This window comes from Afipia massiliensis, from assembly GCF_014203115.1.
In the GTDB taxonomy this organism is placed as follows: domain Bacteria; phylum Pseudomonadota; class Alphaproteobacteria; order Rhizobiales; family Xanthobacteraceae; genus Afipia; species Afipia massiliensis.
Genome location: NZ_JACHIJ010000007.1, coordinates 102,801 through 127,032 on the forward strand (window position 1 = coordinate 102,801; position 24,232 = coordinate 127,032).

General features: G+C 63.0%; 17 protein-coding genes. 7 read left to right on the top strand and 10 right to left on the bottom strand.

From position 1 onward, the window contains the following. Window positions 1-183 precede the first annotated feature (183 nt). Window positions 184-570 (top strand): DUF1236 domain-containing protein, encoded by a 387-nt coding sequence (locus HNQ36_RS21640; RefSeq protein ID WP_184088676.1) that lies wholly within the window; start codon window positions 184-186, stop codon window positions 568-570. A gap of 80 nt (window positions 571-650) precedes the next feature. Here the strand turns inward: HNQ36_RS21640 and HNQ36_RS21645 are convergent, their stop codons facing one another. The 3 genes from HNQ36_RS21645 to gltB form a co-directional block, all read right to left on the bottom strand. Then, the gene (locus HNQ36_RS21645; RefSeq protein WP_184088678.1) at window positions 651-974 is read right to left on the bottom strand and encodes a YnfA family protein; all 324 of its coding nucleotides are present in this window, start codon (window positions 972-974) and stop codon (window positions 651-653) included. 60 nt (window positions 975-1,034) lie between these two features. After that, window positions 1,035-2,492 (bottom strand): glutamate synthase subunit beta, encoded by a 1,458-nt coding sequence (locus tag HNQ36_RS21650; protein WP_184088680.1) that lies wholly within the window; start codon window positions 2,490-2,492, stop codon window positions 1,035-1,037. Between the two features lie 156 nt (window positions 2,493-2,648). After that, window positions 2,649-7,367, bottom strand: coding sequence for a glutamate synthase large subunit (gene gltB, locus HNQ36_RS21655; protein ID WP_184088682.1), 4,719 nt, complete (start codon window positions 7,365-7,367; stop codon window positions 2,649-2,651). 389 nt (window positions 7,368-7,756) lie between these two features. Here gltB and HNQ36_RS21660 point away from each other — a divergent pair, with 389 nt between their 5' ends. Together HNQ36_RS21660 and HNQ36_RS21665 are read left to right on the top strand one after the other, a co-directional pair. Further along, entirely contained in the window at window positions 7,757-9,628 is a 1,872-nt protein-coding gene (locus HNQ36_RS21660; RefSeq protein ID WP_184088684.1) for a hypothetical protein, read from the top strand. Window positions 9,629-9,796: 168 nt separating this feature from the next. Further along, window positions 9,797-10,657, top strand: a complete 861-nt coding sequence (locus tag HNQ36_RS21665; RefSeq protein ID WP_184088686.1) for a hypothetical protein — start codon at window positions 9,797-9,799, stop codon at window positions 10,655-10,657. A gap of 77 nt (window positions 10,658-10,734) precedes the next feature. Here HNQ36_RS21665 and HNQ36_RS21670 read toward each other — a convergent pair whose 3' ends face one another. Beyond that, window positions 10,735-11,190 (bottom strand): Hsp20 family protein, encoded by a 456-nt coding sequence (locus HNQ36_RS21670; protein ID WP_184088689.1) that lies wholly within the window; start codon window positions 11,188-11,190, stop codon window positions 10,735-10,737. Window positions 11,191-11,485: 295 nt separating this feature from the next. Here HNQ36_RS21670 and HNQ36_RS21675 point away from each other — a divergent pair, with 295 nt between their 5' ends. The 3 genes from HNQ36_RS21675 to HNQ36_RS21685 all read left to right on the top strand — a co-directional run bounded on the left by HNQ36_RS21675 (window position 11,486) and on the right by HNQ36_RS21685 (window position 14,756). Further along, window positions 11,486-12,433, top strand: coding sequence for an alpha/beta fold hydrolase (locus tag HNQ36_RS21675; protein WP_184088691.1), 948 nt, complete (start codon window positions 11,486-11,488; stop codon window positions 12,431-12,433). 215 nt (window positions 12,434-12,648) lie between these two features. Further along, complete coding sequence (locus HNQ36_RS21680) at window positions 12,649-14,049, top strand: selenium-binding protein SBP56-related protein (RefSeq protein WP_184088694.1); 1,401 nt, start codon at window positions 12,649-12,651, stop codon at window positions 14,047-14,049. Window positions 14,050-14,081: 32 nt separating this feature from the next. Beyond that, entirely contained in the window at window positions 14,082-14,756 is a 675-nt protein-coding gene (locus HNQ36_RS21685; RefSeq protein ID WP_184088697.1) for a hypothetical protein, read from the top strand. A 38-nt stretch (window positions 14,757-14,794) separates the two neighbouring features. On the opposite strand, the gene HNQ36_RS21690 is transcribed toward HNQ36_RS21685, so the two are convergent. From HNQ36_RS21690 to HNQ36_RS21715, 6 genes are all read right to left on the bottom strand, one after another. After that, the gene (locus HNQ36_RS21690) at window positions 14,795-16,168 is read right to left on the bottom strand and encodes an insulinase family protein (RefSeq protein WP_184088700.1); all 1,374 of its coding nucleotides are present in this window, start codon (window positions 16,166-16,168) and stop codon (window positions 14,795-14,797) included. Next, window positions 16,165-17,559, bottom strand: a complete 1,395-nt coding sequence (locus tag HNQ36_RS21695; RefSeq protein ID WP_184088703.1) for a M16 family metallopeptidase — start codon at window positions 17,557-17,559, stop codon at window positions 16,165-16,167. Before HNQ36_RS21695 ends, HNQ36_RS21690 begins: the two co-directional genes overlap by 4 nt. 158 nt (window positions 17,560-17,717) lie before the next feature. Beyond that, window positions 17,718-18,440 carry a hypothetical protein gene (locus HNQ36_RS21700; RefSeq protein WP_184089152.1) on the bottom strand — a complete coding sequence of 241 codons (723 nt, stop codon included), beginning with the start codon at window positions 18,438-18,440 and terminating at the stop codon, window positions 17,718-17,720. A gap of 123 nt (window positions 18,441-18,563) precedes the next feature. Beyond that, window positions 18,564-19,064 carry a signal peptidase II gene (lspA, locus tag HNQ36_RS21705; protein ID WP_046827563.1) on the bottom strand — a complete coding sequence of 167 codons (501 nt, stop codon included), beginning with the start codon at window positions 19,062-19,064 and terminating at the stop codon, window positions 18,564-18,566. A 145-nt stretch (window positions 19,065-19,209) separates the two neighbouring features. Beyond that, window positions 19,210-22,209, bottom strand: a complete 3,000-nt coding sequence (gene ileS / locus HNQ36_RS21710; RefSeq protein ID WP_184088705.1) for an isoleucine--tRNA ligase — start codon at window positions 22,207-22,209, stop codon at window positions 19,210-19,212. A 186-nt stretch (window positions 22,210-22,395) separates the two neighbouring features. Next, window positions 22,396-23,370 (bottom strand): bifunctional riboflavin kinase/FAD synthetase, encoded by a 975-nt coding sequence (locus HNQ36_RS21715; protein WP_184088708.1) that lies wholly within the window; start codon window positions 23,368-23,370, stop codon window positions 22,396-22,398. A 236-nt stretch (window positions 23,371-23,606) separates the two neighbouring features. Here HNQ36_RS21715 and HNQ36_RS21720 point away from each other — a divergent pair, with 236 nt between their 5' ends. Then, entirely contained in the window at window positions 23,607-24,002 is a 396-nt protein-coding gene (locus tag HNQ36_RS21720) for a response regulator (protein WP_002713246.1), read from the top strand. The last annotated feature ends 230 nt before the right edge of the window (window positions 24,003-24,232 follow it).

The following is a 24,232-nucleotide window of genomic DNA, read 5'->3' on the forward strand; positions in this document are numbered from 1 at the left end:
CGCGCAAGCGGGAATCAAGATACTCAGAAGAGTGGGTCCCCGCTTCCGTGGGGAGGAACGGAATTAAACGCTGCTCAGTTCCAGTTGCAGTTCCCTTCAAGAAATCTACGCAGTTCCTTCGGTTGGTTCGGAACACCCCAAGCCTTGAGCCGTTGGTCACCCTCTCAACGGATGGAGGATGACATGAAGATTCGTAAGGCAATGGCAGTTGCGGTGATCGCCCTGACGCCGGGCATTGCGCTTGCGCAGAGCGCCACGGTGGAAGGCGCGCGCGACGGCGCAGCCACGGGTCATGCCATCGGCGGTCCTGTTGGCGGAGCGGTCGGTGGCACGGTTGGTGCCGCGGTCGGCACCGCCATCGATATTCCGGCGGCTGTGATTTCCTCGGTCACCGGTTTGCCGGGGCCTTCGGTTGTGGTGAAGGAGCGCGTGGTAGTCGGTGAGCCGCTGCCGGATTACGTCGAGTTGCGCCCGGTGCCAAGTCACGTCGAATATCACTATGCGGTCGTGAACGACCGTCGTGTGATCGTCGAGCCGCGGACGCGCCGCGTCATTCGCGTCATCGAGTAACGGTGTGCTGAGCAGCAGCACTGGATAATGCGACGAAAAGGCCCCGTCACCGGACGGGGCCTTTTTGTTTGCGATGCGGGTTAGACGGAGCGCAGGCCGAACAGGATGATCGCGGCTCCGGCCAGGCAGAGCGCTGCGCCTGAGACGTCCCACCGGTCGGGACGCACGCTTTCCACCGCCCACATCCACGCCAGCGAAGCGACAATGTAAACGCCGCCATAGGCGGCGAACGCGCGTCCGGCGGCGTCGGTCGGCACGAGCGTGAGAAGGTACGCGAACAGCAGCAGCAATGCGGTGCCCGGAACGGTCCACGCGATGGATTTCCCGAGCCGGAGCCACGCCCAGAACGCAAAACAGCCCCCGATTTCGGCGAGGGCTGCTGCGATATAAATGAGGGCTGTCATGAGGGCATGATCCCGAAAAGTGAAAACCGGTTTTCGGACCAGATCATGCCCAAACAGACATTAGCGAGGAAGCGTGGTCGCGCCCATCAGATGCTGATCGATCGCGGCGGCGCACTGACGGCCTTCGCGGATCGCCCAGACCACGAGCGACTGCCCGCGGCGCATGTCGCCGGAGGAAAATACCTTCGGCACCGAGGTCTGGTAGTTGTTGGTCGAGGCGCGCACGTTGCCGCGCGGATCAAGCTCGACGCCGAGCTTCTTCAGCAAGCCCTCATGCACCGGATGCACGAAGCCCATCGCCAGCAACACCAGTTCGGCCTTCAGCTCGAACTCGCTGCCGGGCACCGGCTGGAATTTGTCGTCGACGTGAACGCAATGCAGCTTGGCGACCTTGCCGTCACCGCCGGAGAATTTCTGCGTCAGCACGGCGTATTCGCGGATCGCGCCTTCGGCCTGGCTGGACGAGGTGCGCATCTTCAGCGGCCAGTTCGGCCAGCTCAGGCCCTTGTTCTCGCGCTCGGGCGGCGCCGGCATGATTTCGATCTGCGTCACCGACTTTGCACCCTGGCGGATCGACGTGCCGATGCAGTCGGAGCCGGTGTCGCCGCCGCCGATCACCACCACGTCCTTGCCGCCAGCGAGAATCTCGCGGACGTCGCCGAGCGGTTCGTTGCCGACGCGGCGGTTCTGCTGCGGCAGGAAATCCATCGCGAAGTGAATGCCGTCGAGCTCACGGCCGGGGATCGGCAGATCGCGCGACGCTTCCGCGCCACCGGTCAGCGCGACCGCGTCGTAAACCTTGAGCAGATCCTGCGGCTCGATCGCACCGGCATAAGCGCCGCCGACCGGCGTGTTGTAGTGGAAGGTGACGCCTTCGGCTTCCATCTGCGCCACGCGGCGGTCGATGATGCCCTTTTCCATCTTGAAGTCGGGAATGCCGTAGCGCAGAAGTCCGCCGGCCTTGGCGAACTTCTCGAACACATGAACATCGTGACCGACGCGTGCGAGCTGCTGCGCGGCGGCGAGGCCCGCGGGGCCGGAGCCGACCACGGCGACTTTCTTGCCGGTCTTCGCTGCGGCGACTTCAGGCTTGAGCCAGCCGCTGTCCCATGCGCGGTCGACGATGGCGCATTCGATGGTCTTGATGGTCACCGGGTTGTCGTCGATGTTCAGCGTGCAGGACGCTTCGCACGGCGCCGGGCAGATGCGGCCGGTGAACTCGGGGAAGTTGTTGGTCGAGTGCAGGTTGCGCGACGCTTCTTCCCAGTTGCCGTTGTAGACGAGGTCGTTGAAGTCCGGGATCTGGTTGTTGACCGGGCAGCCGGGCGTGCCCGGCTGAACCGAGCCGGTGCCGTGGCAATAAGGAATGCCGCAATTCATGCAGCGCGCGGCCTGATCGCGCGTGTCCTTCTCGCTCAGTGGAATGACGAATTCCTTGAAATCCTTCACCCGTTCCGAGACCGGCGTGTACTTGCGGTCGTGACGCTCTATCTCAAGAAAACCTGTAGGCTTACCCATTTACCCCGACGCCTCTGAATGCTCGTCTATCAGTTTCTGTTCGTCATCCTGAGGTGCGCGCTCTTGCGCGCCTCGAAGGATGACCGGTTTTCATTCCCATCGCCCTTCGAGGCTCGCCGCAATGCGGCTCGCACCTCAGGGTGACGGGCGGCTAGATTACGCCCCGATCGCGATCTTGGGCTCTTCGGGCTCGCGCGATTTCATTTCTTTCAGCGCGCGGCGGTATTCGACCGGCATCACCTTGCGGAACATCGGCAGATACTGCTTCCAGTTCGCGAGGATGTGCTGCGCCCGCGCCGAGCCGGTGAGCTTGGCGTGACGCGTGATCAGTACATGCAGCCGCTCGACATCCTCGCCGAGAAGGTTCGAGAACACGTCGACCCGGCCGTGGGCCTCGAGATCGCCCGACGAATGGAACGCATTCTGGTTGACCATTTCCTCGGACAGGATCGGCTCAAGTTCGACCATCGCCATGTTGCAGCGTTTCTCGAACGTGTTGTCCTCGTCGATGACGTAGGCTACCCCGCCGGACATGCCGGCCGCGAAATTGCGTCCCGTTTTGCCGAGCACCACCACGATGCCGCCGGTCATGTATTCGCAGCAGTGATCGCCCGCGCCCTCGACCACGGCGATTGCGCCGGAGTTGCGAACCGCGAAGCGCTCGCCGGCGACGCCCTGGAAGTAGCATTCGCCTTCGATGGCGCCGTACATCACGGTGTTGCCAACGATGATCGACTCTTCCGGCACGATGCCTGAGTTCTTCGGCGGCCGGACGATGATGCGTCCGCCGGAGAGACCCTTGCCGACATAGTCGTTGCCTTCACCTTCGAGATCGAGGGTGACGCCGCGCGCCAGCCACGCGCCGAACGCCTGACCTGCCGTGCCCTTGAGGCTGACATGGATGGTGTCGAGCGGCAGGCCGGTGTGGCCGTAGGTCTTGGCGACGAGGCCGGACAGCATCGCGCCGGCGCTGCGGTCGGTGTTGTGGATTTCCGCCTCGATCTTCACCGGTGCGCCGCGGTCGATCGCCGCCTGCGCTTCCTTGATCAGGGTGCGGTCGAGCACGTTGTCCAGATGATGGTCCTGCGCCTCGGCGTGATAGATCTTCTGGCCGGGCAGGGCCTTCTGCTTGAAGAACAGCTTCGAAAAATCGAGGCCCTTGGCCTTCCAGTGCGCTACCAGCGTCGTCTGATCGAGCATCTGGCTCTGGCCGACCATCTCCTGGAAGGTGCGGTAGCCGAGCGAAGCCATGATCTCGCGGACTTCCTCGGCGACGAAGAAGAAGTAGTTGATGACGTGCTCGGGCTGGCCCGTGAAGCGCTTGCGCAGCACCGGGTCCTGCGTGGCGACGCCGACCGGGCAGGTGTTGAGATGGCACTTGCGCATCATGATGCAGCCCGCCGCGATCAGAGGCGCGGTGGCGAAGCCCATTTCGTCCGCGCCGAGCAGCGCGCCGATCACGACGTCGCGTCCGGTGCGGAAGCCGCCGTCGACCTGGACGACGATGCGGCTGCGCAGCCGTTCACGCACCAGGGTCTGGTGGGTTTCGGCGAGGCCGATTTCCCAGGGCGAACCGGCGTGCTTGATCGAGGTGAGCGGCGACGCGCCCGTGCCGCCTTCGAAGCCGGCGATGGTGACGTGATCCGCGCGCGCCTTCGCAACGCCGGCGGCAACGGTGCCGACGCCGATTTCGGAGACGAGCTTAACGGAAACTGCGCCGTCCGGATTGACGTTCTTCAGGTCGTAGATGAGCTGCGCGAGATCTTCGATCGAGTAGATGTCGTGATGCGGCGGCGGCGAAATCAGACCGACGCCCGGCGTCGAGTGACGCACCTTGGCGATGGTCGCGTCGACCTTGTGGCCGGGCAACTGTCCGCCTTCGCCGGGCTTCGCGCCCTGCGCCATCTTGATCTGCATCATGTCGGAGTTGACGAGGTACTCCGTCGTCACGCCGAAACGTCCCGACGCCACCTGCTTGATGGCCGAGCGCATCGAATCGCCGTTCGCCATCGGCTTGAAGCGATCCGCTTCCTCGCCGCCTTCGCCGGTGTTGGACTTGCCGCCGATGCGGTTCATCGCGATCGCCAGCGTGGTGTGAGCTTCGCGCGAAATCGAGCCGAACGACATCGCGCCGGTGGCGAAGCGCTTGACGATGTCCTTGGCCGGTTCGACTTCATCGAGCGGCACCGGCTTGCGCTTGTCGTCCTCGGCGGTCTTGATCCTGAACAGGCCGCGCAGCGTCAGGAGCTTCTCAGCCTGCTCGTTCAGCACCTTCGCGAAGGCGCGATAACGATCCTCCGAGTTGCCGCGCACCGCGTGCTGGAGCAGCGACACGGTTTCGGCATTCCAGGCGTGGTCCTCGCCGCGCGAGCGGTAAGCGTACTCACCGCCGACATCGAGCGCGGTCTTGTAGACCTGCGCGTCGCTGAACGCGTCGGTGTGGCGGCGCGCGGTTTCCTCGGCGATTTCGGCCAGACCGACGCCTTCGATGCGGGTATGCGTGCCGGCGAAGTACTTCGCGACGAAATCCGCCTTCAGACCGACGGCGTCGAAGATCTGCGCGCCGCAATAGGACTGATAGGTCGAGATGCCCATCTTCGACATGACCTTGAGCAGGCCCTTGCCGATCGACTTGATGTAGCGCTTGACGATTTCCTTGTCGTCGAGCTTGGCGGGCAACTGGTCCTTCATCGCGATGATGGACTCGAACGCCAGATACGGGTTGATCGCTTCGGCGCCGTAGCCTGCAAGGCAGGCGAAGTGATGCACTTCGCGCGGTTCGCCGGATTCGACCACGAGGCCGACCGACGTGCGCAGGCCGACGCGGATCAGGTGGTGATGCACGGCGGCGGTCGCGAGCAGCGACGGAATCGGAATCCGGTCCGAGCCCGCGGCGCGGTCCGACAGGATGATGATGTTGACGCCTTCGCGCACCGCGGCTTCAGCGCGGCCGCACAGTTCTTCGAGCACCTGCTCCATGCCCGAAGCCCCGAGGCCGGCGTGGAACGTGGTGTCGAGCGCGCGCGACTTGAAGTGGTTGTCCGCGACGTCGGAAATCGAGCGGATCTTTTCCAGATCCGCGTCGGTCAGGATCGGCTGACGCACTTCGAGGCGCTTGGTCTTGGACAGGCCCTCGATGTCGAACAGGTTCGGGCGCGGGCCGATGATGGAGACGAGGCTCATCACCAGCTCTTCGCGAATGGGATCGATCGGTGGGTTCGTGACCTGCGCGAAGTTCTGCTTGAAATAGGTGAACAGCGACTTCGGCTTGCTCGACAGCGCCGACAGCGGCGTGTCGGTGCCCATCGAGCCCGCGGCTTCCTCGCCGGTCGAGGCCATCGGCGTCATCAGCACGGCGAGGTCTTCCTGCGAATAGCCGAACGCCTGCTGGCGATCGAGCAGCGACAGGTTCGAGCGCGCCGCCTTGGCTGGCGCGTCCTTCATGTCCTCGAGCACGATCTGAGTGCGGTCGAGCCATTCGCGATAGGGGTGGCTCTTGGCCAGTTCCGCCTTGATCTCGTCGTCGGGAATGAGACGGCCTTCCTCGAGGTCGACCAGCAGCATCTTGCCGGGCTGCAGGCGCCACTTGGTGATGATCTGGTCTTCCGGAATCGGCAGCACGCCCATTTCCGACGCCATCAGGATGCGGTCATCCTTGGTGACGAGATAGCGCGCCGGACGCAGGCCGTTGCGGTCGAGCGTCGCGCCGATCTGGCGACCATCGGTGAAGGCGATCGCGGCGGGACCGTCCCACGGCTCCATCAGGGCGGCGTGATATTCGTAGAACGAGCGGCGTTCTTCGCTCATCAGCGGATTGCCGGACCATGCTTCCGGTACCAGCATCATCATTGCGTGCGACAGCGAGTAGCCGCCCTGCACGAGGAATTCGAGCGCGTTGTCGAAGCAGGCGGTGTCCGACTGTCCCTCGTAGGAAATCGGCCACAGCTTCTCGATGTCCTCGCCGTACTTCTCGGACGACACCGAGGCCTGACGCGCGGCCATCCAGTTGACGTTGCCGCGCAGGGTGTTGATTTCGCCGTTGTGCGCGACCATGCGGTAGGGATGCGCCAGCGACCATGCCGGGAAGGTGTTGGTCGAGAATCGCTGATGCACCAGAGCCAAAGCGGATTCGAAATCCGGCTCGTGCAGGTCGGGATAATACTTGCCGAGCTGGTCGGCGAGGAACATGCCCTTGTAGACCACGGTGCGGCACGAGATCGACACCGGATAGTAACCGGCGAGCGCGCGTTCACGGCGCTGATAGATCGCGTTCGAGATCGCCTTGCGCAGGATATAGAGGCGGCGTTCGAAATCTTCTTCGTCCGCGCAATCTCCGCAGCTGATGAACACCTGCATGCAGTTCGGTTCGGTCGGCTTCACGGTCTCGCCGAGCGAGGAGTTGTCGGTCGGCACGTCGCGCCAGCCGAGCAGCGTCAGGCCTTCGGACTTGATCTTGTCGGCGACGATGCTCTTGATCACTTCGCGCCAGGGCTTCTCGCGCGGCATGAACAGCGCGCCGACGGCGTACTGGCCGGGGGCAGGGAGCGTGAAGCCGGCTTCCTTCGCCTTGCGCGAAAAGAATGCGTGCGGAATTTGTACGAGGATGCCTGCGCCGTCGCCGGCGCGCGGATCGGCGCCTACGGCGCCACGATGTTCCAGATTGCAAAGAATGTTGATCGCGTCGGACACGATCTGGTGCGATTTCTTGCCCTTGATGTTTGCGATGAAGCCGACGCCGCACGAGTCTTTCTCAAGGGTGGGATCGTATAGACCTTCAGCAGCTGGACGCCAGTTATGCTCGCGGTTGGTCGAGCCCGGATCAACTGCCGGGATGCCATCTTTGATTGCGTCACGCTCGAAGTCTGACCCGCTCATTCTCATCCTCACGCCTCTTTAGAGGCAGTCTATTTTAACCCATTTTGGCCGCAGCTTCGGCGTTCGCGGTACCCTTGGGGAATCCCTGGGCCACCGCTCGCGCTGTCACGAGCCTCACTTTAGAAATTGCAGCTCGCGCGCGCCGTTTCCAGCTGCCGTGCGGCCTGCCTGCATTCCGGGCGCTGCAAACGCCATGCCGAACATACCCGGAAAATGGGACAGCAGTCCTGTCCTACCGCCGAGATTGCCAAACTTTTTCCTATCACACAAGCGCGTGAGAGTCCTCGCTACCATGCCGGACTTGCGCCCGGTCCGGAGGCCGCCCCGATTTCGGATTTGCAAACCAAAATCGGATACTTCTGGTCTTTTCGGACGCCAGAGCCTGATTCATGAACGTGGAGTTGAAGCAAAAGACCGGCATGGCTTCACCTTCGCCACAGGCGCAGAATCCCGATCGGAACGGGGTACAGGCCGGGCTCGTCGTGACCGCGCTCGGCGTTCTGTATTTGATCTATCTGGCGATCTACCTGCCCTTCCTGCCAATGGCGGGCGGCACGGTCGGCCATGATTACGGGCTGCATTTCCCGAACCTGCTCACCGGCTTCTATTGGCACTTGCAGAATGGCCTGTTCGCCATTCCGTGGTTCTCGCCGAGCCAGTGCGGCGGCTTTCCCTATTTTCCCGATCCGAACGTGGCCTATGTCTCGGTCCCCCAGTTTCTGGTCTTTGTCGTATCGCCCATGCGGGCGGTCCAGGTCACGTTCCTGCTTTTCTCGCTGACCGGTCTTGTGGGTTGCTACATCCTGATGCGCCGCGGATTTCGCTCGTCCCGAGTCGCAGCCGTGCTGGCGGCGGGATTGTTCCTTTTCAACGGCTTCTTCAGCGCCCGGATGCTGGTCGGGCATCTGACGTTCCACGCTTTCGCACTGACGCCGCTCATGATCGCGGCTCTGCTGCCAGGCCTTCCGGATCGCCATGGATCAAGTCAGTCGCGCTTCAGGCTTGCACGTGCCGGGTTTGCTGTGCGCGCATGCATCGCCGGGCTCTGTCTTGCCTATATGTTCCAGTCAGGAATGGTGCATGGCATCCCGCCGGTCCTGCTGGCGACGGTCATCATCATCCTGATTCATGCCTTGTGCTTTGGCTGGAATTGGCAGCCGTGGCTTTTGCTCGCGGCGGCGGGCCTGCTGTCCCTGGCGCTTTGCGCCGGCAAGCTGGTTTCAGAACTGGCCCTGTTGTCGAACTTCCCGCGTGACGACTATCCACTTCCCGGCATTGTCGGTCTCTGGACGGCGCTTCGGGCTATCCTGCAGGCGCTTTTTTTATCGCCGCCCGAAGATGCCGCCGAGATCGTAACAAACTCGATGTGGCTGCTTGAGCGACACGAGTGGGAGTATGGGGTCTCAATCGGGGCGGCGCTCGTGCTCGTCGCGGTCGCTGCGGCCTTTGTCTCCCGCAGGCGCCACCTTGAGCCTCTCGCAACTGATCGCGTGTTGGTTCTCTGTGGCATCCTGCTCCTGTTGCTGCTGCCGATTGCGATCAACTGGTATCAGCCGACGTGGAACGGGCTGCTGAAGTCGCTTCCGTATTTCGGCAACAGCAGCAACCTTCTGCGTTTTTTCAGCACCTATATTCCGGTCGTGATCGTGGTTGTGGGTTTGGCAATGGATCGGCTGCCGATCGGCGGTTCGTCCATCCGGCTGCTGCTTGCTGGAGGCGGCCTGTGCGCGATGGTGCTGCAGACGATCGGAACGGACCGGAGCTACTACGCAGAGAAGGCGTATCCTATTGCTCCGGTCGAAGCGGCATACGCCCGCGCCAGCGCCACGCGGACTATCCCGCGCATCGAGGCCATCGGCGGTAACAGCGACCGCCCCTCGATCACGTCGAATGACGCCATGATCGATGGCATCTCGCAGCGCTATTGTTACCAGCCGTTGCTCGGATATCAGCTCGAGAAATTTCCAGTCGCGTCTTTGCGGTCGGGACCCGTGATCGATCCTGCCCGCCAGGACATCAACCTGAAAAATCCTGCATGCTATGTGTTTCCAGCCGAGAACAGCTGCAAACCCGGCGATCATTTCAAGATCGCAGAGCTGGATAAAGCCGTGGCATTTTTAGCCTATCGCCCCTTTGCCTTCGAACAGCCGCTCAGACAAAAACTGGCGACCTGGCTGAGCCTGATTGCGATGATCGGGGTGATCGCGACGCTTTTCGCGGCCTCGGCTGTTGCGCTCATGAAGCGAACCGCAAGGCGCTAGAACGACTGATGGCGGCCATGCTGCCCCTGTCGCCCTCATGACTGCCTCAGGATTGAGGCAATCCTGCCGCCGTCCGGTCCAAGCTCCGCCGAATTCGGAAACGACTTTTAACCTCTGATTTTGGGGAGCCCGGGCGGGTCCGGGACACTGGATGGGAGGCTATGGGCGATGACATTGTTTTCGAGGGGACAGTTGACCGGGCGGGCCGTCGCGGCCGGCGCTTTTTTTGCTGCCATTGCGGCTTTCGGATCGCCGGCGCTTGCAGCAGACGACTTTCCGGTTGTGGGCGACATCCGGATTCCGATGCCGCGAATCCTGGAGGACGATGGCCCGCTGCCGCCCGACGAGGGGCGTTACATCGAGCGCTCCTATGACGAACAGCCTTATCCACAGCGGCCCTATGCAGGTTCCTATCGTCCCGGGCCTTATGGGTCGGGGTCGTATGCGGCGATCCCCTCGGCGCGCAACCTGCGGTCCGCGCCGGCGGCGCGGCCGATGCTGCCGCCCGAGCAGGTCGTGACCGTTCTGCGCTCAAGCGGCTACTTGCCGCTTGGCCGGGTTACTCAGCGCGGCTGGATCTACACCGTTGCCGCGTTCGACCGGTATGGTGACGACGGCCGCCTGATCATCGACGCCCGCACCGGGCAGATCATACGCTTCATTCCGGCTCAGGCCGTCGATGAGCGGATCATGGGAGCCTACGGCCCGCCCGGCCCGCCGCCGACCGTTTATGCCGGCTATGAAAACCGGCGCGGATCGCTGCTGGATCTGCGAAACGCGCCGCGCCCGCCGAACGCTGTGCCGAAGACGGCGCGGCGTTCTGCGCCAAAGGCTGCCACCCAGACCGCACAACCGTCACCGGGTGGAACCGCCCCGCCACAGGCGGTAGCTCCCGCGCAGCAGGCGGCCGCGCCACCCACCGAGTCCGCAGCGCCGAAGCCTGCAGCGACGACGGTTGGGGCGGCAGGGCCGTCCACGCTGAAACTGTGGCCGACACAGGCGATGCCGGACGTTCAGCCGCTGGAGTAAGGGCTGCGCTCCGCACAAAAAAACGCCCCGGGGCACCGGGGCGTTGGTAGTTTCAGGAGGTTCGATAAGCCAATGGCTTAGGCCGCGACCTGCTCGGTCACCTGCGGTGCCGAGGTGGTGATCGGAATCTGGCGCGGCTTTTTCGCTTCGGGAATCTCGCGGACGAGATCGACGTGGAGCAGGCCGTTCTCGAGCGAGGCGTTCTTCACCTGCACGAAGTCGGCAAGCTGGAACTGGCGCTCGAAGGCGCGCGACGCGATGCCGCGATAAAGCACTTCACCGGATTGGCTGTTCTCGTTGGCGGCTTTCTCGCCCTTGATCGTCAGGGTGTTTTCCTTGGCGACGATCGAGATTTCATTCTGCGAAAAGCCGGAGACGGCGACTGAAATCCGGAAATTGTTCTCGCCGGTGCGCTCGATGTTGTAGGGCGGATAGCCCGACGAGCCGTCGCCGTTCGCTTGATCGAGCAGCGAAAACAGGCGGTCGAAACCGACGGTGGAACGATAGAAGGGGGTCAGGTCAAACGTACGCATGTTAGTCCTCCAATTGAGCGACCAGCGCGTTTCCAGGCGGGACGGACTTGATCCTGGGCCATGCTCGCGTGAGCAACGTCCACAAAACCGTCTCGCATGCACAACGCGCCACTCTTTTGCAAAGAGCAGACAACCCGCCATTGGGCCGGGTTTTCGTTCTGCGTGCAGCCTTAACTGGCCTGCACGAAACTGATATGGGAGGGGCCTCGTGACGTTCAAGAGGGTTCCCGGCCCCTCTTTTTGTCCGCAATATCCTTTCCGAATTTGATGATTCCTTTTGGCTGATCGGCCCCCCATGACGCTCGTCTCCATTCCCGCCAATCCCGTTCCCGACAATGTCGTCTCCGGCACCATCAAGACGCCCGATGGCGCCGAATTGCGCTTCGCGCGCTGGCAGCCGCCTGCCAACCGCAAGGGCACCGTCTGCGTCTTCACTGGGCGCGGCGAGAGCATCGAGAAATATTTCGAGACCGTGCGCGAACTGCGCGAGCGCGGCTTCGCGGTGGCGATGATCGACTGGCGCGGGCAGGGACATTCCTCACGGCAGTTGCGCGATCCCCGCAAGGGATACGTCCACCGGTTCTCGGACTTCGAGGTCGATGTCGAAACCTTCGTGCAGCAGGTGATGCTGCCGGACTGTCCGCCGCCGTATTATGCGCTGGCGCATTCGATGGGCGGCGCGGTGCTGTTGCGGGTGGCGCATTCGGGCAAGCGCTGGTTCGACCGCATCGTGCTGTCCGCGCCGATGATCGACCTGCCGGGCTACGCCACCAAATTGCCGACGCGCATTCTGGTGCGGACGCTGCGTTGGATGGGAATGGGCGGCAGTTACGTACCCGGCGGCAACGGCGAGCTCACCGGCACAAATAGTTTCGTCAACAATCCGCTGACGTCGGACCCGGTGCGCTATGCGCGCAACGCCGCGATCTACGAGGAAGACCCGACGCTCGGCATCGCGTCGCCGACGGTGGCCTGGGCCGACAGCGCGTTCCGGGCGATCGTTGAATTCCGCGAGGCGCGTTATCCGTCGCAGATCAGGCAGCCGATCCTGATGATGGCCGCGAGCAGCGACACGGTCGTCTCGACCGCCGCGATCGAGGAATTCGCCTACCACCTGCGCGCCGGATCGCATCTGGTGATCGCGGGCTCCAGGCACGAGATCCTGCAGGAGCAGGATCGTTACCGGCAGCAATTTTGGGCGGCGTTCGATGCCTTCGTGCCCGGCACGCCGCTGTTCAAGTAGCGGTTAGCGGAACATCACACGCGCTCGTTCGTGAACGCGAGGAACGGGAACATTTTCCTGCTCGTCGCGATCTTCTTTTTCGGCCGTGCGGTGTTAAGGTGCCCGCCAGCGGTTCAGCCGCCAAGCGCTCAACAGGTCATTCTCTTTCTGCACTTTCTGCAAACTCGCTTCCGCATGCCGTGTGGCATTGCGGGTCGACACAGGGAGGTAGTGCGATGACGATGAGGCCCGATCCGACCTTTCACGCATCACCGAAGCTTGCGATGGAAGCTCCCCCCGAAAACTTCGCTTATACGCTGCTGCTCAGCCCCGATTTCTCGAAGCCCGATGCGCTCGTGGTGATCGACGTGAAGCCTGGCTCGCCCACCTACAGTCAGGTCGTCCACACGGTGACGATGCCGAACAAGGGCGACGAGTTTCATCATTTCGGCTGGAACGCCTGCTCGTCGGCCCTGTCGCCGCTGACGGGCCACGCATTCGTCGAACGGCGCTATCTGATCATTCCCGGAATCCGGTCCTCGCGCATCTACATCGTGGATACCAAGCCCGATCCGACCAAGGCGAAGATTCACAAGATCATCGAGCCCGAAGAAATTTTCAAAAAGACAGGTTACTCGCGGCCTCACACCGTTCACTGCGGGCCGGAGGGCATCTACGTCAGCACGCTCGGCGGCGGCGGAAAGAACGGCACCAATGGGCCGCCCGGCGTTTTCATTATGGACTGCGAAACTTTTGATGTTCTCGGGCGCTGGGAGATCGATCGGGGTCCCCAGACGCTGCACTACGATTTCTGGTGGAACCTGCCGCGCGACTACATGGTCACCAGCGAGTGGGGACTGCCGCCGCAGTTCGAGAATGGAATCGTGGCTGAAGACCTTCTGTCCAACAAGTACGGCCATCGAATCCACTTCTGGGATCTGCGGGCCCGGCGCAATGTCCAGACGATCGATCTCGGCGCCAACCATCAAATGGCGCTCGAAGTCCGTCCGGCGCACGATCCGGTTCGCGAGTACGGCTTCCTTGGTGTCGTGGTCGATACCACCAACCTCGAAGGGTCGATCTGGACCTGGTGGCGCGAGGGCGGAAAGTTTCACATCGAAAAGACGGCGACGATTCCGGCTGAACCGGCGCCCAAGGAAAAGCTTCCGCCGCTGCTGCAGGGCTTTGGCGCCGTGCCGCCGTTGGTCTCGGACATCGACCTCTCGATGGATGACAGGTTTCTCTATGTGTCCTGCTGGGGAACGGGCGAGATGCGTCAGTACGATGTCAGCGAGCCGAGAAAGCCGAAGCTTGCGGGCTCCGTGCACATCGGCGGCATCGCGCGCCGCACGCCGCATCCCAACGGCAAGGTCTATGCCGGCGGCCCGCAGATGGTCGAGATCAGCCGGGACGGCAAGCGCGTGTACTGGACCAACTCGCTCTATTCGACATGGGACGATCAATTCTATCCCGACGGAATTCCGGGCGCCGAGGTGATGGCCAATGTGAAACCGGGCGGCGGTCTCGAACTCGCAAAAGATTACTGGCTGAGCTTCCCCGACGGCTACCGCGCGCATCAGATCCGGCTCGATGGCGGCGACTGTTCGACCGACTCATTCTGCTATCCGTCGGTTTAGTGGATGCGAACTTCGGATTCAGGACACGAGCTTTGAGTGCTGCTGACTGGACACCTGCTGGACTTTGGCTGGCCGTTGTCGTGAGCGGCATCTATCACGGGGCGAGCCCGGGCATGGGTTGGCCGCTGGCCGTCTCAGCCGGACTCATGGACAAGAGCGCACGCGCACTGGTCGCGGCGCTGTGGCCGCTCTCGATCGGCCATTTGTTGGCCGTGCTGTTGATCGTTCTTCCCTTTGCGCTGCTTGCTGCGCTGATCGAGTGGCAACGTCAGATCCAGATCGGCGCAAGTCTCCTGGTGATCGGGTTCGGTATTTTCCGGCTCATTAACCGGCGTCATCCGCGGGCGCTGGCGCGAATACGGCCGACGCAACTCGGGCTCTGGTCTTTCGTCGTCGCGATTGCGCACGGCGCGGGGCTGATGCTGGTTCCGATCTATCTCGGGCTCTGCCGCGTTACTGAGACCGACAGCGGCCACACAGCGACAAGCGTTCTTGTCGGTGCCAATCTCTCCACCGCAGTGCTGGTCGTCCTTGTCCACACGGCTGCGATGATTGCGGCCGGCGGATTGTGTGCATGGCTGGTCTATCGCTATCTGGGACTCAGATTCGTATCGCGGAGCTGGTTCAATCTCGATGCGGTATGGGCCGCCAGCCTCATTCTGGTGGGGGTGCTGGCGCTCGCGATCAATCTCGCGGAGTGGCACTAGCTCCGTCGCAACAGGCTGCGCACCGATGAGTCGATGGCTTAATTCGCCTTCGGCGCGACGCCGGTTGCCGGTGGCGCTGCTGCCTGTGCCGCGCGGCCGACACTGACACTCAGGAGACCCTGGCCCCAGATGCGTTTAGCGACGCGCTTGGTATCTTCCAGCGTGACCGCATCGACGATCGCGTTGCGCTTCTCAATATAGTCGATGCCGAGATCGTCGAGCTGGTACTGCAGCAGGGCGCTGGCGAACTTCGACGAAGTGTCGAGGGCGAGCATCTGTGAGCCCTTGAGATAGGACTTGGCCTCATCCAGTTCCTTCTGCGTCGGGCCTTCGTTGCCCATGCGCGCGATTTCGCTGGCGATGGTGTCGAGCGTCTCCTTCGCCTTGTCGGCGCGGGTGGCGGTGGAGCCTGCGAACAGCGACGACTTCTTCATCCAGATCAGGGATTGCGACACCGAATAGACCAGCCCGCGTTTTTCACGGACTTCCTTGTAGAGCCGCGTCGACAGCGTGCCGCCGCCGAGAATGTGATTGACGATGTAGGCAGCCATGAAGTCGGGATCGTTGCGCGCAACGCCCGGCCCGCCGAAGTTCACCGAGGTCTGCGGCACATCCACGATGGCCGTCGTCTGCTGTGGCGGCTTGGCGGCTTCCACCGCAGGGACCGGCGTCAGATTGCCCTTGGCGGGCAGCACACCGAATGTGTCGTCGAGCAGCTTGCCGAGCGCTTCCGGTGTGATGTCGCCGACAACGGCGATCTTCAGTGCGTCCCTCGCGATCACGCGCCGCGCATAATCCTTCAGGTCGGAGGACTGGATCGCCGGGAGGCTTTCGAGCGTGCCGTTCGGCGGGCGTGCATAGGGATGCGTTCCGTAGGCCTGTTCCCAGAATTTGCGGCCAGCGATCGACACCGGATTGGTGGTCTCGCGGCGCGCGCTCGACAGCATCTGCGCGCGGACGCGCTCCAGCGGCTCATTGTCGAATCGCGCGGCGGTCAGGGCCAGTTTCAGCAGGCCGAAGGCCTCGCCGCTGTTTTCCTTCAGCATGCGCATCGAGCCGCGCAGATAGTCGCGGGTCACCGAAAAGTTCATCTCAATGGCGCGCCGTTCGAGGCGCTCGTGAAAGGCTTTCGAATCCAGATCGGCGGCGCCTTCGTCGAGCATGTTGGCGGTGAACGATCCGACGCCGGGCTTGTCGGCCGGGTCCTGCGACGAGCCGCCGGCGAAGGCATATTCCATCGCGACCAGCGGGACGGTCGCATCCTGCACGAACCAGGCTTCGATGCCGCCCGGCGACACCACGCGCTGAACCTTCGCGGCGGCGGACGCAGGCGTCACAGATGCCGCAAGCGAAGTGGCGGCAGCGAGAAAAGCGGCGGCGAGAGATGGTAGTTGGCGGCGAGTGACGATCACGAACGTTTCTCCTCGCGCTTCGCGCTTGTCGCCGCCGGTTCCTTGATGAGATAGCCGGTGGCGGATCGCTTCTTGTCGAGCCATGTCTGCGCTGCCTCGCGCACCTGCTCGGCGGTGACGGCGCGGATGCGGTCGGGCCACGCCCGGACATCGTCGACGCTGAGACCGACGGTGATCGCCGCGCCGTACCAGCGCGCCAGCGTGGTCTGGCTGTCCTGCGCGTAGATTGCCTGAGCGATCATCTGGGTCTTGACGCGTTCGAGTTCTTCGGCGGGCACTGGATTTTGCGCCAGCTTGGCAATCACCTCATCGATCGCCTGCTCGACCTGCGGAAACTCCACGCCGGGTTTCGGCGAAGCCGAAATTCCGAACTGGGTCGGATCGACCCCCGTGCCCTGGTACCAGGAGCCGGCGCTGACCGCGAGCGGCTTGTCCACCACCAGCGCGCGATACAGCAGCGAATTGCTGCCGGTGCCCATCAACTGCGCCAGCACTTCGAGCGCGGCACCTTGCGCAGGCGCAGCGGTGACGGACGATGGAACGAGATAGTAGCGGCGCACGCTCGGCTGCTCGACGCGCGGATCGGCCAGCGTCACCGTGCGCGGTCCGGCAGGCGTGGGTTCCTGCGGCCTGATCCGCTGCGGCGGGATCGCGGGCTGCGGCGGAATCTTGCCGTAGGCGGCCTCGACCATCGGACGAACCTCGTCCACGCTGATATCGCCGGCGATCACAAGGGTCGCGTTGTTCGGCGCGTAGAAGCGCTTGTAGAAGGCGAGCGCGTCCTCGCGGTTGAGCTTCTCGATTTCCTGGCGCCAGCCGATCACCGGACGGCCATACGGATGGTTGAGATACAGCGCCGCCATGATCTGCTCGGTCAGACGCGCATCGGGGCTGTTGCCGACGCGCATGTTGTACTCTTCGAGCACCACGTCGCGCTCCGGCAGCACGTTCTCGTCCTTGAGAATGAGGCCGGTCATGCGGTCGGCCTCGAATTCCATCATGGTCGCGAGCTTGTCGCGCGACACGCGCTGGTAATAGGCGGTGTAGTCGTAGGAGGTGAAGGCATTCTCGTTGCCGCCGATGCGCGAGATGAGTTGAGAGAACTCGCCGGCCGGATACGCGGCGGTGCCCTTGAACATCAGGTGTTCGAGAAAATGCGCCAGGCCTGACTTGCCCGGCGTCTCGTCGGCCGAGCCGACCTTGTACCACATCATCTGCGTGACCACCGGCGTGCGGCGATCGGGGATGACCACGACGTGAAGGCCGTTGCCGAGCGTGAAGGTCGCGGGCGCCGTCGCGGTTTGCGCCATTGCGGTGTGAGCCGCGGCCGGCGCGAGCAAAAGGCCGAGCGCTGCGGCAGCGCGGACAAGGGAGAGGCGGAAAGCTGTCATGGTGTTCTACCGGATCGCAGATTTATCGCCCGGGAGACATTCAAATCCGCGAGAGGCGACGCTGCGGGACCTGAAACGATCGCCACTTGAGCGATCGTACGATGGCGGATCGCGATTATGGAGCAGCAGCCATCAGCGTGATGGCGCGGCCGGGGCTATCAATCCCAGATTTTTTCGCAACGGCCGCTGGCGGCGTCGCACTTTTCCTTTGGTGCCTTCAACTGGCCGACGCCATAGGCGTAGTTCGACGACGGGGTCTGGTAACCGCTCGGAGGCTGCGTGAGTTCGCTGCGCTCGGGCTCTGAGACGAACTTCTCGGTTTCCGTGGTCTTGCTGCCGAACGGATTGGAGAACAGCCCGCCGACGTATCCGAGCTGCGACGGCATCATCATCAGCGGCGAGTTGGAATTGTTGCTGCCCGGGGTCGATGTATCCTGCGAGCCCTTGCTCTTCGGCGTCCGCTGCGCGAGTTCGTTCGGCATCAGCGGCATGCGTTCTTCTTCAGGGGTCTTGCGCTTCTGCTTGGCCCGTTCGCGCGCGGCTGCGCGCTCGGCAACGTCAGGATCCTTCGGCCAGTTCGGCGCCAGCTTCGACTTGCCCGTCTGCGGCGGAGGAAGATCGATCTTGGAGGGCACCACCAGCGGCGAGCGCTCGCGGTACTCGATGGAGCCGTCCTCGAGCTTCTTGCCCCCGAGGCCGCTCATCAGGTTGTCCATCAGCTTTTCTTCGAACGTCTTGCCGTCGTCCTCGTCCGCATCCTGGGCGCGAACCGGGCCTGCGCCCAGCACCAGACCGACGCCAAGCAGAATGGCGGCGACCCGAAGCGCGCGCGTCGCGGTGCGCGATGAAAGGTGCAAACCTGAACCGATGCCGCCCGTCATTGCGTTCATCCTGATCCGTTGTCCAAGGACTTGGCCATATCGCCGCAAACCGTTGCGCCGCAAGCCAGATTGCCGGGAGCCAAATGGCCGAAACCAGATGGCGATAGCCAAGCGTATCCCCGTTTATCGGGGCCTTTTTGCGGCATCCGGGGTTACAAAGGAGTCATACAGGAGGGCGGCAACCCCGGCAACGATGGCCACATCGGCAAGGTTAAACACGTACCAGTTGTAGGTTTTACCGCCGATCTGGACGTGAAACAGCGCGAAATCGACCACCGCGCCGTAGGCCAGCCGGTCGATGGCGTTGCCGATGGCGCCGCCGATGATGAGCCCGAGGCCAATCACCGCAAGGCGGGTGCCGGATTTCGCCATCCAGATGCCCAGCACAATGATTGCGGCAGCCTTGAACGCCAGCAGGATGGCCTGGCCGACCGGGCCGGCATCCTGGAACCAGCCGTAGCTGATGCCGGTATTCCAGGCGAGCACCAGATCGAAGAACGGCGTCACCGGCACGCTGCCGCGCGGGCCGAGTTCGAACACGTTCAACAGCCAGAGTTTCGACGCCTGATCGAGCACAAGGGCTACGGCGGCCGCGATCAATCCGGAGCGGAGGAGGGGGGACATCGAATCTCTCGTTATCGTGGCGGAATGTCTCCTCCGTCATGCCCGGCCTTGTGCCGGGCATCCACGTCTTTCTTGTCGCGGTTACCCCAAAGACGTGGATGGCCGGGACAGGCCCGGCCATGACGATTGACGGAAGTCCGCCTGTTTACCACGGCCCTTGTTCAAGCGCCTTCCATTCCCGCAGCGCCTGTGCATCGCGGGGCGACACGTCGGGATAGTCCGGATCGTCGCCGACGGTCGGCAGGATCTTCCACGACCGCGCGCATTTGGTGCCGACGGCCTTTTCGACAACGACCGCGACGCCGGGCACATCGCCGAGCGTGAACGCCGCTGCAGGCGCGTCCTCGTTGGTGACCATGGCATTTGAGGTGATGCAGACTTCCGCCAGATCGATGTCGAACAGGGTCGCGAACACCGCCTTGTCGGAGACGTAAACCAGCGGCGAGGCTTCCAGCGACGAGCCGATGCGCTTGGCGGCGCGCTCGACTTCCAGCGCGCCGGTGACCACACGGCGGACATCGCGGATGGTCTCCCACTTTTTCGCAAGAGCTTCATTACCGAAACGGTCGAGGTCGTCGCGGAAGGTGGTGAGGTGCACCGACGGTTCGGCATCGGGACGATACATCTGCCAGGCCTCATCAGTGGTGAAGCTGATGGCGGGCGCGAGCCATTTCAGGATCGCGTCGCAGAGAATGTCCACGGTGGTCAGCGCCGCCTTGCGGGCGATCGAGGACGGAGGATCGCAATACAGCGTGTCCTTGCGGATATCGAAATAGAACGCCGACAGTTCGGTGTTCATGAAATTCGCCAGCGTCGCGATCACCGTCTTGTAGTCGAAGTTTGCGTAAGCCGGGCGGACGATGGCATCGACCTCGGACAGGCGATGCAGCATCAGCCGCTCAAGCTCCGGCATCTCGCTGTAGGTGACCGCGTCGCTGCGCTTGAAGTGATGCAGCGTGCCGAGCATCCAGCGGATCGTGTTGCGCAGCTTGCGGTAGGTCTCGATGGTGTTCTTGAGGATTTCCGGGCCGATGCGCTGGTCGTCAGCATAATCGGTGGAGCAGACCCACAGCCGCAGAATATCCGCGCCGGAATCCTTGATGACTTTCTGAGGCTCGGTGGTGTTGCCGAGCGACTTCGACATCTTGCGGCCGTTCTCGTCGAGCGTGAAGCCGTGGGTCAGCACCACGTCATAGGGCGCGCGGCCCCGGGTGCCGCAGCTTTCCAGCAGCGAAGAGTGAAACCAGCCGCGATGCTGGTCGCTTCCTTCGAGATACATGACGGTGTCTTTGCCGCCATCGACCTTGCGCTTGATGCCGGCGAGGCCTGGGAAATGCACCGGGTCTTCCAGCACGAAGGCGTGGGTCGAGCCCGAGTCGAACCAGACGTCGCAGATGTCGTCGACCTTCTTCCATTCCTCGTTGGCGCGCGATCCGAGGAAGCGCTCGCGGGCGCCATCGACGTACCAGGCGTCGGCGCCTTCCTTTTCAAACGCATCGGCGATGCGCTTGTTGACCACTTCGTCCTGGAGGATTTCGGCGGAGCCGTCGCCCTTTTCGCGCACAAAGACGGTGATGGGCACGCCCCACGCGCGCTGGCGCGAGATCACCCAGTCCGGGCGGCCCGAGATCATGCCGTTGATACGGTTCTGGCCCTGTTCGGGCACCCAGCGGGTGACGCTGATCGCCTGCAACGCGCGGGCGCGCAGCGTATCGCCGGTCTTCGCCGTGCCGTTGTCCGCGATGTCTTTGTCCATCGCGATGAACCATTGCGGCGTGTTGCGGAAGATCACCGGCTTCTTCGACCGCCACGAATGCGGATACTGATGCTTGAGGCGCGAACGCGCGAGCAGCATGCCGCGCTCGACCAGCGCCTTGATGACCGCTTCGTTGGCGTCGCCCTTCTCGCCCTTGTCGGTGATGACGCGCTTGCCGGTGAAGCCCGGGGCGTGCTCGGTCAGCGCGCCGTCGGCGTCGACGGTGTAGGGAATGACTGAGCTGATGCCGCGCGCTTCGAGTTCGCGTGCGTTGGCGGTCCAGACGTCGAAGTCCTCGCGGCCGTGGCTTGGGGCGGTGTGCACGAAGCCGGTGCCGGTGTCGTCGGTGACGTGATCGCCGGCGAGCAGGGGCACGGTGAACTCATAGCCGCCCGCAAGGCCCTTCAGCGGATGGCTGCACTCGATCGCATCGAGAATGTCGGCGGAAACGTCGCCCGCTTTCTCATACGACGTGACGCGCGCCTGCTTGAACACATCCTCAGCCAGCTTGTCGGCGAGGATCAGCAGATCGCCGGTCTTCGCCCAATTGTCGGCGGGCGCATCGGTGATCTTGTAAAGGCCATAGGAAATTTTCGGCGAGAAGCTGATGGCGCGGTTGCCGGGCAGCGTCCATGGCGTGGTGGTCCAGATCACCACCGAGGCCTTGGCGAGACGGCCGTGTGCAGCGTTGACCGGAAACTTCACCCAGACCATGTCCGAGGTGTAGTCCTCGTATTCGATTTCGGCTTCGGCCAGCGCGGTCTTCTCGACCACGCTCCACATCACCGGCTTCGAGCCGCGATAGAGCGTGCCGTTGGCCGCGAATTTCATCAGTTCGCGCGCGATCTGCGCTTCGGCCGGGAAGCTCATCGTGGTGTAGGGATGCGACCAGTCGCCGACCACGCCGAGGCGCTTGAATTCCTCGCGCTGGATGTCGACCCACTTCTGCGCGAACGCCCGGCACTCCTGCCGGAATTCGACGATCGGCACCGCGTCCTTGTTCTTGCCCTTGGCGCGGTACTGTTCCTCGATCTTCCATTCGATCGGCAGACCGTGGCAGTCCCAGCCCGGCACGTAATTGGAATCGAAGCCGAGCATCTGCTGGCTGCGCGTCACCACGTCCTTGAGAATCTTGTTGAGCGCGTGGCCGATATGGATGTTGCCGTTGGCGTAGGGCGGGCCGTCGTGCAGCACGAATTTCGCGCGGTCCTTGGCGGTTTCGCGCAGCTTCCCGTACAGGTCGATGGCGTCCCAGCGCGCCAGAATTTCCGGCTCGCGTTGGGGCAGGCCCGCGCGCATCGGGAAGTCCGTCTGCGGCAAATAGAGGGTGCTGGAGTAATCGTTGCCGTCGGCTTTGGGGGCAACGGACTTTTGAGGCTTGTCGGACATGAATGCTCTGGCTTGGCTCGAATGGCGCTGGCGCGCACGTAATGTGCAGCGATGAATCGATCCCGGTCTTGCGCCGAGCGTGGTGCTCAGACGGAAGCCGGGCCGCTAATGCCTATTGTGGTGCGCTGCGCCAACATGGGGCCTAGATAGCAGGCATGGGTGGCATCGGAAAGGCCCGCAAGCCGCTCAATCCGTGACAATTCCGAGTTTCGGGAACGCATCCGGCGCCGCCGCCAGCATGGCGCGGGCTTTTGCGCTGTCGTCGTCCATCTGGCGCACCAGCGCGTCGATGCCGTCGAATTTCAGCTCGTCGCGGATGAAGCCGATGAATGCGACATCCGGCCGCTGGCCGTAAAGGTCGCCCTTGAAGTCGAACAGGAACACTTCCAGCAGCGGCGCGCCGTTGTCGAAGGTCGGACGGCGGCCGAACGAGGCGACGCCGCCGACGCGCTTGTCGCCGATCCCGACCCGCACCGCATAGATGCCGTGCCGCAGGCCGCAGGCCGGATCGAGCCGGATGTTCGCGGTCGGATAGCCAAGATCCCGCCCCCGCTTTTCGCCGTGCACGACTTCCCCGGAAATAAACCATGGATAGCCAAGCAGCGTGCTGGCTTCATCGATCTGTCCCTGACCCAGCGCGTTGCGGATGGCGGTGGAGGACACGGCGCTGCCATCGGCGTCGATGTGGCTCTGGATGTGCACCTCGATGCCAAGCTTGGGGCCTTCGGCGGCGAGCAATGCGGGCGAGCCTGTGCGGCCCTTGCCGAAATGGAAGTCGAAGCCGACGGAGATTCCGCTGACGCCGAGCCGCTCGATCAGATCGTGGTTAATGAAATCCTGTGCCGTCGTGCCGGCGCGCCTGGCGTCGAATGTCATGACCACGGCTCCGTCGAGCCCGGTCCCCGCCAGCAGCCGCAGCTTGTCGCGCAGTTCTGTGAGCTTGAACTGGGGCGTGTTGGGGCTGAAGAAGCTGCGCGGATGCGGCTCGAACGTGACCGCATATGCCGGGGCGCCGCGCTTGCGCGCCATATCTACGGCAGCGGAAATCACGGCCCGGTGGCCGAGATGGACGCCATCGAAATTGCCGAGCGCCACCGCCGCGCCCTTGGTGATCGCGCTGGCGGGCGTGGTGTCGCGAATGACGGAAAAGCGTGTCGTCATGGGTACCGGTAGGAAGATAATGAAGAAATTGAGCCGGACCTGACCCCGGCCCGCCATCGGAGTCAAGCTGCTGAATTGGGCCTTAACGGCGCAACTTAAGATAATCCCGATGCGGTCCGATTAACGGGCTGTTTAAGCCGCCGATGCTAGGTTCGCCCCGACTGCGATGTCAGAAGACATCCGCAAAGTGGTTGATAACGCACGCCGGTTGCTGCGTTCGAGGGAGAAAATCAGCGATGGCCATGGATTTGTCGATGCCGGTTCTGGTTGTGGATGACTACAACACGATGATCCGAATTATCCGCAATCTGCTCAAGCAACTTGGTTTCGAGAACATCGATGACGCCAGCGACGGCTCCGCAGCTTTGAACAAGATGCGTGGCAAGAAGTACGGCCTCGTGATCTCCGACTGGAACATGGAGCCGATGACCGGATACGATCTGCTCAAGGAAGTGCGCAGCGACCCGAACCTCGCGACCACGCCCTTCATCATGATCACGGCTGAATCGAAGACGGAGAATGTGATCGCCGCCAAGAAGGCCGGCGTGAACAACTACATCGTCAAGCCGTTCAATGCCGCGACGCTCAAGACCAAGATCGAGGCAGTGTTCCCGGACAACGTGCCGGCGTAACGCTCGCGTCACATCTGCAGAATTTCAGTGCCCGGCCTCGCGCCGGGCATTTTGCGTTGAGGCACTGCTCAATGCGGAGCTAAAAACACGATGTCGTCCCGGCGCAGGTCGGGACCCATACTCCCTAAGCTGTCGTGGAATACGGATCGTTGAAAACTGTGGCCTGAAGTATCGCGGCGAAACGGGAACATGGTGGTTATGGGTCCCGGCCTGCGCCGGGACGACGTGGA